The sequence below is a fragment of the Serratia sp. PL7 genome (assembly GCF_945957435.1).
Window position 1 is genome coordinate 690,450 of the sequence record NZ_CAMFLB010000002.1, and the last position, 16,633, is coordinate 707,082.

A 16,633-nucleotide genomic window follows, 5' to 3' on the forward strand; every position below is an offset into this window, starting at 1 on the left:
AAACCTGCCCGTGAATGGAACACTGCGTGCAGACACAGGACGACACCAATCTATCAACAATAGTTCCAAAAGAATTATTGGCGGCAGTGGCAAGGTGTCCGAATAAAACCAATGAGGGTAATAATGATGATGAAGCGCAACATTCTTGCAGTAGTGATCCCAGCTCTGTTAGCAGCTGGTGCAGCCAACGCAGCTGAAATCTACAACAAAGACGGCAACAAACTGGATCTGTACGGTAAAGTTGACGGTCTGCACTACTTCTCTAAAGACAAAGGCAACGATGGCGACCAGTCATACGTGCGTTTTGGCTTCAAAGGTGAAACCCAGATTACTGACCAACTGACCGGTTATGGCCAGTGGGAATACAACGTTCAAGCTAACCACGCTGAGTCACAAGGTACCGAAGGTACTAAGACTCGTCTGGGCTTCGCGGGTCTGAAATTTGCTGAATTCGGTTCATTCGATTACGGCCGTAACTACGGCGTAGTGTATGACGTTGAAGGCTGGACAGATATGCTGCCAGAGTTCGGTGGCGATACTTACACCACTACCGACAACTTCATGACCGGCCGTGCTAACGGTGTTGCTACTTACCGTAACAACAACTTCTTCGGTATGGTTGATGGCCTGAACTTCGCTCTGCAGTATCAAGGCAAGAACGAATATGATCGTAAAGGCGACCTGAAGAAACAAAACGGCGACGGCTTCGGCCTGTCTACTACCTATGCAATCCTGGATACCGGGATCAGCGTAGGTGCTGCTTACTCTGCCTCTGACCGTACTGATTACCAAACTGGCCGCGTTGGCCCAGGTACTACTGCTACAGGCGATACCGCTGAAGCATGGACCGTTGGTGCTAAATATGATGCGAACAACGTGTACTTGGCGACCATGTATGCAGAAACTCGCAACATGACTCCATACGGCAGCTCAGATTTCACCGTTGCTAACAAAACTCAGAACTTTGAAGTGGTAGCACAGTACCAGTTCGATTTCGGCCTGCGTCCATCTATCGCTTACCTGCAGTCTAAAGGTAAGAACCTGACTGGTACTACTGGCAGCGACAACGATCTGGTTAAATACATTGATGTAGGTACTACTTACTACTTCAACAAAAACATGTCTACCTACGTTGACTACAAAATCAACCTGCTGGACGACAACGACTTCACTCGTGCTAACGGCATCGCTACTGACAACATCGTAGCTACCGGTCTGGTTTACCAGTTCTAAGTTGTTGCACTTGATGACGGTTTACCGTCAGCTAAGTTAAAAAACAGGGCTTCGGCCCTGTTTTTGTTTTTAGCGCTTTGCGCCATTTTTTATTCTGCCAATCCGCCCTTCCCCGTCATTTTTTGTGCTGAATCTGCCGCCGTCACAAGATCGAGGTGTTTTTCTCGCAAACGGTTGGCAAAGGCGATAACTGGCGCTACCCTGATGTTTCTGTCTGCTTAACTCTAGGCCATGGAAGCATCTGACATGTTTGAAAAAATCATCGCTGCACCTGCCGACCCAATTCTGGGTCTGACCGACATTTTCCGCGCCGACAAGCGTGAGAATAAAATCAACCTGGGTATTGGCGTCTATAAAGACGAAACGGGTAAAACGCCGGTGCTGACCAGCGTCAAGAAAGCTGAGCAGTATCTGCTGGAAAATGAGACCACCAAAAACTACCTGGGCATTGAAGGTATTCCTGAATTTGCCAGCTGCACGCAAGAGCTATTGTTCGGCAAGCAGAGCCCAATCATTGCCGACAAGCGTGCCCGTACCGCGCAAACCCCTGGTGGTACCGGTGCCCTGCGCGTAGCGGCCGACTTTATTGCCAACCAGACCAGCGCCAAGCGTATCTGGGTCAGCAACCCAAGCTGGCCAAACCATAAAAACGTCTTTGGTGCCGTTGGCCTGGAAGTGTTGGAATACAATTATTACGACGCAGCCAACCATGCGCTGGACTTCGACGGCCTGCTCACCAGCCTGAACCAGGCTCAGGCTGGCGACGTGGTGCTATTCCACGGCTGCTGCCATAACCCTACCGGTATCGATCCAACCGAAGCACAATGGGCTCAGTTGGCTGAACTGTCCGTAGCCAAGGGCTGGTTGCCGCTGTTCGACTTCGCTTACCAAGGCTTCGCCAAGGGCCTGGAAGAAGATGCGCAGGGTCTGCGTATCTTTGCAGCCAAACATCAGGAACTGATCGTTGCCAGCTCCTACTCGAAGAACTTCGGCCTGTATAACGAGCGTGTCGGTGCCTGCACCGTGGTGGCTGCCGATGCAGAAACCGCCGAGCGTGCCTTCAGCCAGGTGAAAGCCGCGATCCGTGCCAACTACTCGAACCCGCCATCACACGGTGCCGCCGTAGTTGCCACCATCTTGGGTAACCCAGCGCTGCGCGCCATTTGGGAACAAGAGTTGACCGACATGCGTCAACGCATTCACCGTATGCGCCAGCTGTTCGTTAATACCCTGCAGGAAAAAGGGGCGCAGCAGGATTTCAGCTTCATCATCAACCAGAACGGCATGTTCTCTTTCAGCGGCCTGACCAAAGAACAGGTTCTGCGTCTGCGTGATGAATTTGGCGTGTATGCCGTTAACTCCGGCCGCGTTAACGTGGCGGGGATGACGCCGGACAATATGGCGCCGCTGTGCGAAGCCATCGTTGCCGTGCTGTAAGCGGATTTAGCATTGAAAAGGGGCGCATATGCGCCCCTTTGTTGTTTTGTATGGGAGAGCTCTACCAGATGGCTGGCTCTTCGCGCAGGAACGGGTTGGTTTGACGTTCATGGCCAAAGGTAGACATCGGCCCATGTCCTGGAATAAACGCCATATCATCGCCCTGAGGCAGTAATTTGCTGCGGATTGAAGCGATTAGCGCCTGATGGTCACCGCGCGGGAAATCGCTGCGGCCAACGCCACCGTTGAACAACACGTCACCCACCAATGCCAAACGCGCCTGTTCGTTGATAAAAACGATGTGACCGGGCGTATGGCCAGGGCAATGCAGTACGTTCAGCGACATTTCGCCCACCTGCACTTTATCCCCCTCTTCCAGCCATTTGGTCGGCGTTAGAGCGGCGCATTCATCCAGGCCAAACATACGGCTCTGCGCTGGCAAACCTTCAAGCCAGAAGGCATCTTCCTTATCCGGCCCATAGATTGGCACTTGATAATGCTCGGCCATTTCTGCCGCTGCACCTACGTGATCGAGATGGCCATGCGTCAGTAAGATCTGGCTGATCTGCACGCCCTTTTCGGCAATGGCGGCCTTCAGTTTTTCCGGATCGCCACCAGGATCGACCAGAGCGGCCTGTTTGGTCACATCGCACCAGATGAGCGTACAGTTCTGACTGAACGCCGTAACGGGGATAATATGGTATTTCATAAAGCTCCAACGACAACGGCACCACGCCCAAGGGGCGGGTGCCATTCAGCGATCATGATGCACAATGATTACCAGGTCCGCACCGGGCCGGTATCGATGTGCACAAAGTTACTACGTGGATAATAGCCTACCCCGCCAGCACGCATTTTTAACGCGGCCTTACGGATATTACTCAGCTGGATCCCTTCGATATGGAAATCCATCGCCTGGCCTTTGGTGTGGTAGCTCTGCTTGGCCACGCCACGGCTGTGCTCACGCATTTCGGTATTGGTCGCCATTGAACGGTAGCCGGAAATCAGCTGTACCGGTTTGCTGGTACCCAGCATCACCTGTAGGCGATAGAGATGATCAAACAGAGCCGGATCGATGCTCTTGACCTTATTGGCCCGATAGTCACGGAAGATGTGGTTCAGGCGCGCCAATTCTTCTTTATTGTAACCCTTACCGTTGAAGAACTCGGCCTTGATGGACTCGCCGGTATTGAGGTTGTTCAACAACAGAATACGTGGGCGAGAGGTAGAAAGACTGGCAAACGCCTGCCCTGGAAGCAGTGCGATACCCACGGCGGCGCTACCTAACGCCAGCCATTTACGGCGATGATGATCAATTTTGTCCATGACTCTTTAAACCCGGCAAGAATGTCAAAATATATGCACAAAACTGCGCACTGCCCGAACCATAACCGCCAGCGTATGCGGAGTCAACCCGCGATACGCTGTGGTTTACCAGCACTCACAAAAAACAGTGCCTGTTACTGGCCAGACATTCAGACCGTTATTTATCTAGAATTACTGCATTTATTGCATCAATTTTTCGGCCTGAGCCAAAATTTGTGCACCCGATCTCACTGTCGCATCATAATTGTAAATATCTGTGCGGAACTGTGGCTTACCATCATCAGAGACCCAGGCCGTCAGGTAATACAGCTGCACCGGGATGTTCTGGCGGATGTTCACATACGTCGTATTGCCGCCTTTCAGCGTGGAGGAAACACGCGCGTTGTTCCAACCGGCATCCTGCAACAACATATTGGCCAAATCGGAAGCCTTGTTAACGCGCACACAGCCAGAACTTAACGCCCGGATATCCTTCTGGAACAGACCGTGGTTCGGGGTGTCATGCAGATAGATGGCATCCGAGCTCGGCATGTTGAACTTGAAACGCCCTAACGAGTTGCTGGTACCTGGCGCCTGCTGGATGCGGTAAGGGAAATTGCGTGGTGAAACTACGGCCCAATCAATCATGGCCGGATCGATCACTTCCGCATCGTTGCTCCAACCCGAGAACACCCGGTAGCCGTGTTTCTGGAAGTAGCTGGCATCATGCATGGCCTTGGGCACGATATCTTCACGGATCAGCTTGGTTGGCACGTTCCACGGCGGGTTGACCACCACGTTATTCAACGCGCTGCTCATCAACGGCGTTTTGCGGCTAGGACGGCCAACAATCACCCGCGAAGATAACACTTCATTACCGTTCAGATAGTAGGTGAGCGAGTAGTTCGGAATGTTGACCATTATGCCGGTATCAACGTGCCCTGGCAGAATGCGCAGGCGTTGGATATTCAACGCCAGCAGTGAAGCACGCGTTTGTGGCGAAACGTTCAGCCACTCACGCGTCCGGGTACCGATGACACCATCAGGCGTCAGCCCCTGCCAGGTTTGGAAACGTTTGACCCCTTCCACCAGATCTTCGGTGTAACGATTATCCGTTACGGAAACTGGACTGGCAGGTTGTACTTGCGTGGTCACTTCTGGAGATGGCGCAAGATCTTTGATCGGTGCTGCTCCAGGGCTGACAACAGCGCCTGCGGTCGCACGATTCTTCTCTTCATCCACCGACAGGTCATCATCCACCGCCGGAGTGGCCGCGTTGGCGTTGGTGACTTCAGGTTCAGATGAAGCGGCTGCTACCGCCGGAGTGGCGACCAGCATCCCGGTACGCGCCAGAATATCGCGCAGTGCAGGAATATCGTCGCTGAGCTGACCTGGGCGCAGGCTTGCACCATTGGTCATTTGTGGCCACGGGCGCCCATCAGCCAGCATCTCGCGCAGCGCCAAGTGCATTTTGGCGTACTGAGGATGCTGCGGGGCCAACGAATTGATGTAGGCCAGCGATTTGCCCTGATGCATCGAGAGCTGCCACTGGTTGATCACCGTATTCGCCGGCACCTTCAGCTTGTAAGGAATGTTGCTGTACAGCCAGTTGTTGCCATTGGCCCCGATTGAGGAAACAAACTGCAAATAACCCAGCATCGCATCCGACAGCACAATATCACGCGCCATATCGGTGATGAGCGGGTCGGTCAGCAGTTTTACCCATTGCGTAAACTGCGGCTGTACGCCAGAAATTGCCAACTCAGCCAGCTGCTGCTGAAATTGCTGTACCGCTTCCCGATCTTGCCACATAGGCTGCATCTGGTTGGCAGCGTACAGCGGTGCCAAAGTGGAGAGATAATATGGCACAACGCTTTTCGGCAATGCCGCAAGCAGTTCGGCACGACTTTGTGCCACGGACATTCCCGATGACGATGACGCCACCGGTAACGCCGGAACGGTTGCCCATGCGGAAAACGACACGGCAAAACCACACGCTATTGCGCAACTCAATGCCAGACGTCGTACTGAGTTTCCATTTTTAAGCAACATCCCTTGCCCCCTGTAGGCTCACAAAAATACCGCACAGACTATTATTAGTTTCAGTATACAAACAGAACGGCGCTTTTGCTCTCGGCGCCGTAAATAACTGTTTCATCCCAGCTTACCACCGGCAAAAAAACACGCCTATCATCCTCGTCATGCAAAAAAATAGCCACCTTCAGGCGGCTATTTTCAGATTTATAGTGCACTTTTTTAGCTTTGTGACGTTTATTCCGACACCGGGTCTAAAGCCGGTTGTTCGCTGGCAAACCCTCGCAGGCCAACCACGTGCACATGTTCATGGTTCTGGAACACCTTACGCACCAGTTTATAGGTGGTTCCTTTTTCCGGGCTGATGTTTTCTGGCGCGGCGATAATCAACTGCATCTCCAGACGATCGCACAGCTCAAACAGCGTGGCGATAGATTTGGCATCCAGACGCGCGGCTTCATCAAGGAACAGCAGGCGGCAAGGCGAAATATCTTTACCCCGCAGGCGGCGTGATTCCTCTTCCCAGCTCTGCACCACCATCACCAGAATTGACATGCCGGTACCGATAGCTTCCCCGGTAGACAGCGCGCCACTTTCTGCCCGCAGCCAACCGTCGGAGCCACGGAAGACTTCCACTTCCAGCTCCAGGTAGTTACGGTAATCCAGCAGCTCTTCACCAATGGTTTGCGGCGTGCGCTGACCCATATCGATCTGCGGATTCAGGCGCTGATACAGCTTGGCCAACGCTTCCGAGAAGGTCAGACGGTTGCTGTTAAACAGGTCCTGATGCTGTTCCTGCTGCTCGGAGAGCACATCCAGCAAGGTGGCATGAGCTTCCCGCACGTTGACATTCAAGCGCACGCTCTTCACCTGACCGAAGGAAACCGCTTGCAGCCCCTGGTTGAGCATCCGGATACGGTTCTGCTCGCGCTGAATGGTCTTGCGGATAATGTTCGCCACGCTCTTCGAACTGATCGCCAGTTTCTGTTCGCGCGCGGTCAGCTCTTCGGTCAGGCGACCCAGTTCGATCTCCATCTGTTCGATAGCTTCGACCGGATCGTCGGTGCGGATAATATCCTGGCGGATACGCTCGCGCAGATGCTGATAGACCGCGATAAAGAACTGGATTTTGCGCTCAGGGCGTTTCGGATCTTCCGACAGGCGCAGCACGTCACGCAGATGTTCGTTATCCGCCACCGCCAGACGCAGCGCACCCAATGCCTTATCCGACATCGAACGCAGCTCGTCACCGTCCATGTAGGCCAGTTCACGACGGTGCAGACGGCGTTCAACCCCGTTGTCTTTCACCAGACGCATCACGGCACACCAGCCCGCCTTGGCGGTCACCACCTGCTCACGCAGTTGGTAATAATCACGCTCCAGCTTGCGCAGTCTCTTTTGCAGGCTGTCCATTTCCGCTTCGCAGAAGGTCAGTTGTTTCTCCAACTGGTTACGGCGGTTACGGTTATTACTCAGCGAGGCATGTAATTCGTCCCGACGCTGACGCGCGCGGGCTTCAGCATTGGCATCGGCCTGCACACCAATGTCCACCAGCTCCTGGCTCAGCTCTTTAAGCATGTCGCGTTTGGCGTCATAAGAGCTTTTCAGCGAGGCCAGCACCTGGCTGTATTGCGTAAACTGGGTCTGATACTGGCGCAGTTGCTCGCGGGCGCGGGTACGTTCCGCTTCCGCATGTTCCAGGCGTTGACGCAGTTTATCGTTGAGATCGTTATCCGCATTCTGCATACCGGCAGAGTCGGTATAGCTGAAGTGCGCGCGGCGTTGCACCACTTCTGTCAGGGCAAAGGCTTGCTGTTTGGCCTGACGTTGGGTGGCCTGGGCTTGTACATAGTCCTGCTGTAGCTGCTCATGTTGCTCCGGATCGCTTTGCAGCACCGACAACATGGGCTCCAGCTTGGCCAAGGAAACGCCGTGCTGTTGGATATAGCGCGCAGCATCCTGCGCCTCTTCCATTTCCTCGCGGATCTCTTCGACACGATCCTGCAAGGTTTCATCATTCAACAGTGAGACCAGCGGCATCAGGCGGTTGAGCGCGGAAATGCCTTCTTTGGCCTGATCGTATTGCTGACGCTGTTGTTGGTTCTGCGCTTCGTGGTTATTGAGCGCTCGCTCAATTTCACCCCGCCGGCTATTCAGAGCACGGATATCCGCTTCAGGGTCCGCGTCAAACGCCACGGCGAGGTGTGAACCGATAAAGCGGCTGAACGCCTGGTGAGAACGCTGGGTTTTCTGCACGTCAAATGACAAGGTGGCGTAGCGTTCGGCCAATGAGTCACGTTCTGCGTACAGCACTTCCAGGCGATTTTCCCGGGCAGCACGGCCAAACAGTGGCACCTCAGGGTAGCGCGAGTAACGCCACTGGCGATCGGCGATTTTCACCACCACCGCTTTTTCTTGCTCTTCGACGGCAAACACGCTGTCGTCAAACGACTGCGGATCCCCTTCGATCAGGTAGAGATCTTCCGGACAATCTTCCAACCCTTCCAGCATCTCACGCACCAGCGACAGATCCGGCACCACGATGGCGTGGCGCGACGGGCCGTACAGCGCGGAGAAGTAAGGGGCATCGTCAATGGTGACATCGTCATAGATTTCCGACAGCAGCACGCCGCCAAAGCGCTCCGCCAGCGTCACCAGACGCTGATCTTCTGCCCCGCTCGGCTGGCTGAGGCGCTCAACCTGCGCTTCGATTTCGCGCTTGCGGCTGGCCACTTCATCACGTTCAACCGTGGTTTCGCGTTCGCGCTCCAGCAGTTGCTGCATGTATTCGGTAACCTGCTGACCATCTTCGAAGGCTTCACCGCTCTGCTCGCTGAGCTGGGTCAGTGAATCCTGCGCGGCCAGCCAAATCGGTGCCCTGGCGGTCAGCTCTTTGATGCGCTGTTGGATCTGCTCCAGCTCCTGGCGCATTTCCATCCGGCGCTCACCGGCCTCGCTGACGCTTTGCGAAAACGATTCCAAACGCTCTTCCAGCTCTTGCTGCAAGGCATCAAGTTCATCCGGCTGATAACTTTGCCCGTGACGTTTACAGAACTCCTGCAACAGACGCTCGGCATCCTGCTGCGAGCGCAAGCGTTGCTCCAGCTCGCTCAAACGCATCCGCAACGGCTGCACACGCTCGGCCTGATGCTGCTGCGAAGGCCAGTCACGCAATAGCTCACGCGCAGTTTGCCAGGCTTCACTACGGCTGACTTCGCCCGCAATTTTACCCACCAACTGATAGGCCTGCTCGAACTGGCTATGAGCGGCATCCGCCACGCTTAACTTTTGTTCCAACTGCAACAGGGACTCTGTCGCTTCCTGTTCACGCGCCTGGAAGGTATCCAGCCACTCTTCGGCATTTTCGGCGGTGAGTTCCGGCACCTGGCACAGCGCACGGGCGCGTTCAAGAGCCTGAAGTGCCTGCTGATATTGAATGGCGCGAGTTTGCTGCACGTCCAGCGCCTGCTGGTAATCGGCGAGCTGGCTTTTCAGCTCATCCACCTCCAGCTCTGCGGCTTCGGCACGCGCTTCGTTTTCCGCCTGCTGCTCGCTCGCTTCGGCGACCACCTCATTCTGTTCTTCCAGACGGTAGGTCAGCTCTTCCAGATCGCCTTCATAGCGTTCGATCTTTTCCTGCTGGCGCATTGCGGTTTGCACCAGATTGAGGTGATCGCTGGCGGCCTGATAATCGGTTTCCAGATCGGATTCGGCACCGCTTTGTTCAGCCAGCTCACGCGCCATTTCAACGTGGCGGAACTGCTCGGCGGCCAGCTGTTTGCGACTGCTCAGCAACTCGTTGCGCAATACCAGCGCCCCATCCAGATGGATACGCCGTTCATTGGCGTGGCGCATGTAGTCTGCGGCAACGTACGAGGTCGCTTCGGAGATCAGATGCTTGAACAGATCGCGGTCCGACTGGGTGACGCGGATCGCTTCCAACGTCATGCGGTTCTCGCGCAGCGCAGCTTCCATATCCTGGAACGCTTTACGCACGCCGCCATTTTCCGGCAGCAGGTAATCACGCAGAGAACGGGTGATGGCGCTGGAAATCCCGCCGTACAGCGAGGCTTCGATCAGGCGATAGAACTTGCTGCGGTCGGAAGAAGTGCGCAGGCGCTTGGGCAGCACCCCCAGATCAAACATCAGGGCGTGGTAATCTGTGATGGAGTTGAACTGCTTGAACTGCACCCCTTCCATCTCTTCCACACGCTCTTTCAGTTCCTGCAACGAGAGGACTCGAGCCTGACGTTCGCCCACGGTTTGGGTCAGCAGTTCGGTCGGTTGCACCGCCGTTGGCAGCCCCTGAATGGTGAAAGGTTTGATATCGACCTTGCGATCGCGCCCCGCTACCTGTTGCAGACGAACCCCGACCACCACACGCTGGTGGCGTGAGTTGACGACGTCCAGCGTTGAGTAGCAGACACCTGCACGCAATTTACCGTGCAGGCCTTTGTCGCGTGAACCGCTGGTGGCACCGGCTTCGGTGGTGTTACGAAAGTGCAGCAGCGTCAGATCCGGGATCAGCGCCGTGACGAAGGCCGCCATGGTGGTGGACTTACCGGCCCCGTTACCGCCCGAAAGCGTGGTGACCAGCTCATCGAGATCAAAGGTTCGGGCAAAGAAACCGTTCCAGTTAACCAGCGTCAGTGAGCGAAATTTACCGCGTTCAATCATTCCTGTTCATCCTCTGCACTGTCCGGGGTGGCTTCTGCCTGCGCATCTTCCGCATCAACGTCATCGTTCAGTGACAGGCTGTTTTCAACCGGCATCGCCTCACCGTCGCGGATCATCCGCAACTGGGCTTCGCGCGGGTCGTCACCGCTACGCACATCGGCACCGAAGCGGAACACCGCCTCGGTAATGCGGAATTTGCTGTTGTCATTGCCCATGAAATACACCATGCCCAGACGGCGCAGGCGATTGAGCGAGGAGCGCACTTTCTCGTGCAGCTTCTGACGATCGAGATCCGAACCGGTGGAGCGCTGGTTGACGAACTTCAGCAGCTTGCTCTCATCCGCCAGGCTCAGCAGCTCATCGTACAGCTCCTGCTGGCTGAAAATACCTTCGTGCGCCAGGCGCTCGGGGCTCAGATAGAGGTAACACAGGATTTTGCCGACCATCATGTCCAGCTCGGAAAGCACCGAGCGTGGAATGAGCGTGGTCGAGCGCGGGCGCAAATAGAAGAAGCCTTCCGGCGCCCGGATCAGCTCGACGCTGTAACGGGTATAAAACTCTTCCAGCTCGTCTTGAAAATCCATAAGGAATGCGTGGTTGTCCAATTCATCGATACCGATGTGACGCCCTGCGCGCAATTGGCTGTCCAACGCCGGAAACAGCGTATTAGACAATGCCTTGGCCAGCTTGACTGGCATTACTTGTTCAATATTTGTCGATGACATGGGCCTGTACCTTGGCTCCGTAATCATTGATTGCCTGCCACTGCGCGGGCAACCCTGAAAAATCAGCTTCAGCCACACCAAGGCGCACTGCCTGGTCGACCACTATGCGGGCAACGTCAAAGTGACGCACACGCGGATATTGCGCCAGATAATCGCGCATCACTGCCCCTAAATCGAGCGGCATTTTTTGTTCCTGGTAAACCTTCAGCGCCTGTTCGATCATCGCTGCCAGCTGTTCGCGAATTTCGCTGAACTCTTCATATTCCAGATCTGGCGGCAGTTCCCCGGTGACCTCCTCACTGCGTAACGCCAGCTCTTCGTCTCGCATATCGAGCAGACGATCGGCGTTGGCATGGGTCAGCGTCCAAGGGTTATCGAAGTAGTTTTGTACCGATTGGCGCAGGCGTTGGGCGAACACGCGGTTTTTATCCATATCGATGGCGGTACGGATAAACTTGTGCACGTGGCGGTCATAGCCGATCCACAGGTCAATCGCCTGTTGGCCCCAACTGATGATGCGATCCAGCTTGCTTTGCAAATCAAACACCAGCTTATCGACAAAGCCCAGCTCCATCTCACCCAGCGTGGCATCCTGAATACGCAGCAGGTTGGCCTGGAGTTTATCACCTGCGGCCTCCAGCGTATCCTGAAGTTCACGCAAGGTACCGGAGGTTTCCGACAGCAACATCTCACAGCTGGAGATCGCCGCACGCCAATCCTGGTTGAGCAGCGCCGCAATATCGGTTTTCACGCTCTGCTGCTGTTCATCCATCAGGCGCTGGGTCAGATCGATACTGTCGAAGATCTCCGCTACCGAGTATTTCAGCGGGGCAAAGACGTTGCGGTGCCAATGGAAATCATCGCCGCCTTCTTCGGCAGCGTCTGCGGCACGCTTTAACTCTTCCGCCACGATCGACAACTGCATGGAAAGGCGCAGGGTCGAAAACTCACGCTGGCGGATATAGTAATCGGTAATCCCAATGCCCAGCGGCGTCAGGCGATAGATGGCATTGCCATCCGCCAACTCGCTGGTAAAACGGTTCAACAGGCGCTGGCGCACCATGTCGTTAATCGCATTGTTGGCGCGTATCGCCACCGTTTCATGCGTCTGTTCAAACCCTTTGCTGACATGGCGAAATGCATCAACCAGCTCACCTTCACTCATCTCGCCGTCCAGCCGCTCACCATTTAACGTGGCGATAGCCAGCAAAAACGCAAGACGCTCAGTGGGGAGCGAAATAGAGAAATCATTTTTCCGTGCCCAGGCGACCAGTTCGGGTACTGTCTGGGAAAATTCACTCATAGTTCGTCCTTCAGGTTCGGTTTATGCGCCGAGACGTGAATATAGCGCCCCAAACTCACGTAAGGCTCTTGCCGACAATAAAGCTGTTCAAGCGCCAGTAACTCTTCAAATTTTTGGGTCTGTAGCTGCCTGCTTTGCAGATAATCATGGAAAACCCTCACGCCGGTTTTGCCTGAAATCTGCATACCCATCTGCTCCAACCAGCCGTAGACCAGCGGTGGGCTATGAGGATACTGCGGCGACAGCGAGCGCTTGCGACGCCGCCTGACCTCGGGATCTACCAGTTGGAAATTGCCCAATACCACATTACGCATCAACAAACCGTTGGCATTAAAGAACATCAGTGACAGTGCGCCGCCGGGCACCAGGCAATCAAACAACGCCTGTAATGCCACCTGTGGTTCGGCGATCCACTCCAAAACCGCATGAAACAATATCAGATCGACCGGTTGTGCCAAATGCTGACCAATCTCTTGCGCCGAACTTTGTATGAATTGCATGTTCTGGCTCACACCTTTCTGCTCGGCCAGCAACGCAGCGCGTTGGATCATCTCACCAGAAAGATCGCACAACAAGACCTGATGTCCTAATTCTGCCAGTTGGCAAGCCATGTGGCCTTCGCCCCCACCAGCATCCAGAATGCGCAGCGGCCGCTGTGGCAACTGGGCCAGCAGCGTGGTCAGATCCTGCCAGACTACCGCCTGACGGATTTTCCCCTTGGTGGTGCCGTAAATATTACGCGCAAACTTCTCGGCAATATCATCAAAATTGCGATCCTGCATGGACAACGGCTCCGCTGATTCTATCTTGGCCGACGGCAAAGCGCCTGCCCATTCAAACCTGCTATTTTGGCACAGACTGGCTTAGAATAAATCTTCTTGCAGCATGAATGCGGCCAGATGTCGTTTTTTCGCCCAAAAGGACCTGATTTTTGATGTTATTTCACTTAAAAAAATTTATTGGTGGCCTGATGATGCCTCTACCCGCCCTGCTGTTGTTAATGGGGCTGGCATTATTGCTGCTGTGGTTTACCCGTTGGCAGAAAAGCGGCAAAGTCATATTAAGCCTGAGCTGGCTGCTGTTGCTGTTGCTCAGCCTGCAACCGGTCGCCGATCGCCTGTTGAGGCCGTTAGAATCCAGTTACCCGACCTATAGAGGCAACGGCCAGATTGACTATATCGTGGTGCTTGGCGGCGGTTATACCTATAACCCAGACTGGGCTCCTAGCTCTAACCTGCTCAACAACAGCCTGCCACGGGTGACCGAAGGCGTCAGGCTATACCTGTCGCACCCGGGTAGCAAGATGGTCTTTACCGGTGGAAAAGGCGCGAAAACGCAAAGCAGCGCGGCCACCGCAGCACTGGTGGCGGAAAGCCTGGGCGTGCCTGCCAACGACATCGTGCTGGTGGACCGCCCGCGGGATACCGAACAGGAAGCCGCAGAGGTCGCCAAATTGGTAGGGCAACAGCCGTTTGCGCTGGTGACATCCGCCAATCACTTGCCGCGTGCCATGCGCTTCTTTGAGGCTCAGGGCCTGCATCCAATCCCGGCTCCGGCCAATCAACTGGCCATTACCTCTCCGCTGAATATCTGGGATCGGGTGATGCCTTCCGCGATGTTCCTTGGGCACAGCGAACGGGTCGCATACGAAACGCTGGGCAGCCTGTGGCAGCAGCTAAAAGGTGACGGTGAGACCAGCAGCGATTAGTGAGCCAACCACGGCCGTAGCTGTTGTGCGGCCTGATCGAACGCCGGGCGATCCAGCTTGCCGGTATGGATCATCCTGGCTACCGCCTCCCACACCACATAAAGCCAACGACGAGACAGGAAGGACTCTGCCACCGGCGCACGCTGTAGGTAGTGGAACAGCAGTTGATCCGGCATCCCCGCCTCGCAAAGCCTGAACAGCTCATATTCCCGTGGCGCCCACAGCATCATGCCTGGGTTGAGCATCGCCAGCAGTTGATCGGTTTTGGCATCTTTCAACATGCTGCGCAAGCCCAAATTGCCGTGCACCAGCACGCAAGGGTCGTCAAAATCGGCAAAGAAGTCGATCAGCATTTCGCGCGTGCGGTACAACAGACGGCGATCTGCCATGCTTAACAGCGGCGAGTTAAGATTACCCAGAGTTGACCAAAGCACCTCGATACGCTGCTGGTACCAGCTGCACCAATCATTCTCCTGCGTGCTGTCTACCGTGCCCACACAGCCGTGGCTGTCAATACGGTGCCAAGCCAGCATGCCGTCGACAATCTGGTCCATCAAGGCTTCCCAACGGGCCAAAGTCCGGGTTGGCGCCTCGACCGACACGCCACGCAGCCGTTCGATCAGCAAAATCTCTTTGTAGGGCGCTTGCCGGGTGTAAACCACGCCAAACACCGTTGGCAGACGAATGTCTCCTTCACGCGCCAGCATGGATAGCTTGTAAGCTTCCTGCTGGGCAATGCCCTCACAGACGAAGCTTTTCGCCATCAGTGGGATCGCATGATCCTGGCGATCGTACAGTGAATAAAGATGGGCATAAGGCTGTTCGCTGACGCGTTCCAGACGACCGACGGACTCTCCCAGCACAATACTCAATTCGGCACGCAGCTGCTCCATGGGACGAAACCCTCCAGATTAAGGATAAGCATCAGTCATCATTGAACGGTGAGCGGAGAAATTCTTCAATGCAGATCAATAAAAGGGGGGAATAAGGGAATTGAGATGGCCGGGGTCTCCGGCCAATAGACGACTCAACGCTTGATGCTGTCCCGCACTCGTTGCAGGTCTTCTGGAGTATCGACACCGACGCTCGGAATGGCCTGCGCCACCGCGACGTGGATCTTTTCGCCGTACCACAGCACACGCAACTGCTCCAGCAGTTCAATCTGTTCCAGCTGGCTTGGTTGCCAACTGACGTAGCGGCGGACAAAACCGGCACGGTAGGCATAAATCCCGATATGCCGCAGCAGGCTATTGCCAATACTCTCTTTTGACTGAGCAAAACGCTCACGATCCCAAGGGATGGTGGCGCGTGAGAAATAGAGCGCATAGCCTTGCGCATCCATCACCACCTTGACCGCATTCGGGTTGAAGGCTTCTTCTGCGGTTTCGATCGGCACCGCCAGCGTGGCCATCCCTGCGCTACTGGCCGCCAGGTTTTCTGCTACCTGACGCACGATAACCGGCGGGATCATCGGCTCATCGCCTTGCACATTGACAATGATTTCATCATCGGCAAAGCCACATTTCTCGATCACTTCTGCCAGGCGTTCGGTGCCGGAATGGTGGTCCGGGCTGGTCATGCAAACTTCACCGCCGGCAGCCTCGACCGCTTTGGCCACCTCTGGGTGATCGGTGGCGACAATCACGCGGGAAGCCCCTGATTCACGGGCTCGTTCCATCACATGCACCACCATCGGCTTACCGTGAATATCCGCCAACGGTTTACCCGGCAAGCGGGTGGACGCGTAACGCGCCGGGATGATAGCGATAAAACTCATGCGTGCTTCTCGTCCAGTGGGATGGTGCGTGCTTCGTTTTCCAGCAATACCGGAATACCATCACGCAGTGGGTAGGCCAGGCCGTCCAGTTTGCAGACCAGTTCCTGATGTTCTTTATTGAAATAGAGCTTACCGTTGCAAACTGGGCAGGCAATGATTTCGAGTAAACGGTGATCCATGCTTCCTCCAGGGGAAGATATGCTAACAAGGAAAGTGCGTGAGGATAGCATAACGCCATAGGGCCGGTTAATCACCGCCTGATTTGCTCAGAGGGTTGCCGAACGGGAAATTTTTCTGCGGGGGTTGAATCACTCCATTGGCAGGCGTAGAATTTTTTGTGACTTACATCACAAAAAAATGAGAACCTGCAAATGATCAAACGTCTCCATAAAATCATCGCGCTGTTTGCCAACTACAGCAACTGAGGAACGCGG

Annotated in this window: 13 protein-coding genes; 3 read left to right on the top strand and 10 right to left on the bottom strand. The window is 55.0% G+C overall.

Annotated elements, in window-relative coordinates:
- Nucleotides 1–126: 126 nt before the first annotated feature.
- Nucleotides 127–1,233, top strand: coding sequence for a porin OmpC (gene ompC / locus N6G83_RS17715; RefSeq protein WP_282440798.1), 1,107 nt, complete (start codon nucleotides 127–129; stop codon nucleotides 1,231–1,233).
- 246 nt (nucleotides 1,234–1,479) lie between these two features.
- Complete coding sequence (locus N6G83_RS17720) at nucleotides 1,480–2,670, top strand: amino acid aminotransferase (RefSeq protein WP_024530374.1); 1,191 nt, start codon at nucleotides 1,480–1,482, stop codon at nucleotides 2,668–2,670.
- 61 nt (nucleotides 2,671–2,731) lie between these two features.
- Here N6G83_RS17720 and N6G83_RS17725 read toward each other — a convergent pair whose 3' ends face one another.
- The 7 genes from N6G83_RS17725 to cmoM form a co-directional block, all read right to left on the bottom strand.
- Nucleotides 2,732–3,379, bottom strand: a complete 648-nt coding sequence (locus N6G83_RS17725; RefSeq protein ID WP_074028978.1) for an MBL fold metallo-hydrolase — start codon at nucleotides 3,377–3,379, stop codon at nucleotides 2,732–2,734.
- A gap of 68 nt (nucleotides 3,380–3,447) precedes the next feature.
- Nucleotides 3,448–3,996 (bottom strand): YcbK family protein, encoded by a 549-nt coding sequence (locus tag N6G83_RS17730; RefSeq protein WP_021804901.1) that lies wholly within the window; start codon nucleotides 3,994–3,996, stop codon nucleotides 3,448–3,450.
- 180 nt (nucleotides 3,997–4,176) lie between these two features.
- A complete protein-coding gene (gene ldtD / locus N6G83_RS17735; protein ID WP_211134849.1) occupies nucleotides 4,177–6,027 on the bottom strand; it encodes a L,D-transpeptidase in 1,851 nt (616 codons plus the stop codon).
- Nucleotides 6,028–6,246: 219 nt separating this feature from the next.
- The gene (mukB, locus tag N6G83_RS17740; protein ID WP_211134850.1) at nucleotides 6,247–10,686 is read right to left on the bottom strand and encodes a chromosome partition protein MukB; all 4,440 of its coding nucleotides are present in this window, start codon (nucleotides 10,684–10,686) and stop codon (nucleotides 6,247–6,249) included.
- Complete coding sequence (gene mukE / locus N6G83_RS17745; RefSeq protein WP_024484592.1) at nucleotides 10,683–11,411, bottom strand: chromosome partition protein MukE; 729 nt, start codon at nucleotides 11,409–11,411, stop codon at nucleotides 10,683–10,685. Before mukE ends, mukB begins: the two co-directional genes overlap by 4 nt.
- Nucleotides 11,392–12,714 (bottom strand): chromosome partition protein MukF, encoded by a 1,323-nt coding sequence (gene mukF / locus N6G83_RS17750; protein WP_024484593.1) that lies wholly within the window; start codon nucleotides 12,712–12,714, stop codon nucleotides 11,392–11,394. Before mukF ends, mukE begins: the two co-directional genes overlap by 20 nt.
- Nucleotides 12,711–13,496, bottom strand: a complete 786-nt coding sequence (cmoM, locus tag N6G83_RS17755) for a tRNA uridine 5-oxyacetic acid(34) methyltransferase CmoM (protein ID WP_024484594.1) — start codon at nucleotides 13,494–13,496, stop codon at nucleotides 12,711–12,713. The genes mukF and cmoM overlap by 4 nt, the downstream gene beginning before the upstream one ends.
- 152 nt (nucleotides 13,497–13,648) lie before the next feature.
- Here cmoM and elyC point away from each other — a divergent pair, with 152 nt between their 5' ends.
- Nucleotides 13,649–14,422: an envelope biogenesis factor ElyC gene (elyC, locus tag N6G83_RS17760; RefSeq protein WP_211134851.1), complete on the top strand. Its 774-nt coding sequence runs from the start codon at nucleotides 13,649–13,651 to the stop codon at nucleotides 14,420–14,422.
- Here the strand turns inward: elyC and N6G83_RS17765 are convergent.
- The 3 genes from N6G83_RS17765 to N6G83_RS17775 form a co-directional block, all read right to left on the bottom strand.
- Entirely contained in the window at nucleotides 14,419–15,315 is an 897-nt protein-coding gene (locus tag N6G83_RS17765) for a YcbJ family phosphotransferase (RefSeq protein ID WP_024530369.1), read from the bottom strand. The genes elyC and N6G83_RS17765 overlap by 4 nt on opposite strands.
- A gap of 134 nt (nucleotides 15,316–15,449) precedes the next feature.
- Nucleotides 15,450–16,199, bottom strand: coding sequence for a 3-deoxy-manno-octulosonate cytidylyltransferase (gene kdsB / locus N6G83_RS17770; protein WP_024530368.1), 750 nt, complete (start codon nucleotides 16,197–16,199; stop codon nucleotides 15,450–15,452).
- A complete protein-coding gene (locus N6G83_RS17775; RefSeq protein WP_021804911.1) occupies nucleotides 16,196–16,378 on the bottom strand; it encodes a Trm112 family protein in 183 nt (60 codons plus the stop codon). Before N6G83_RS17775 ends, kdsB begins: the two co-directional genes overlap by 4 nt.
- Between the last annotated feature and the right edge of the window lie 255 nt (nucleotides 16,379–16,633).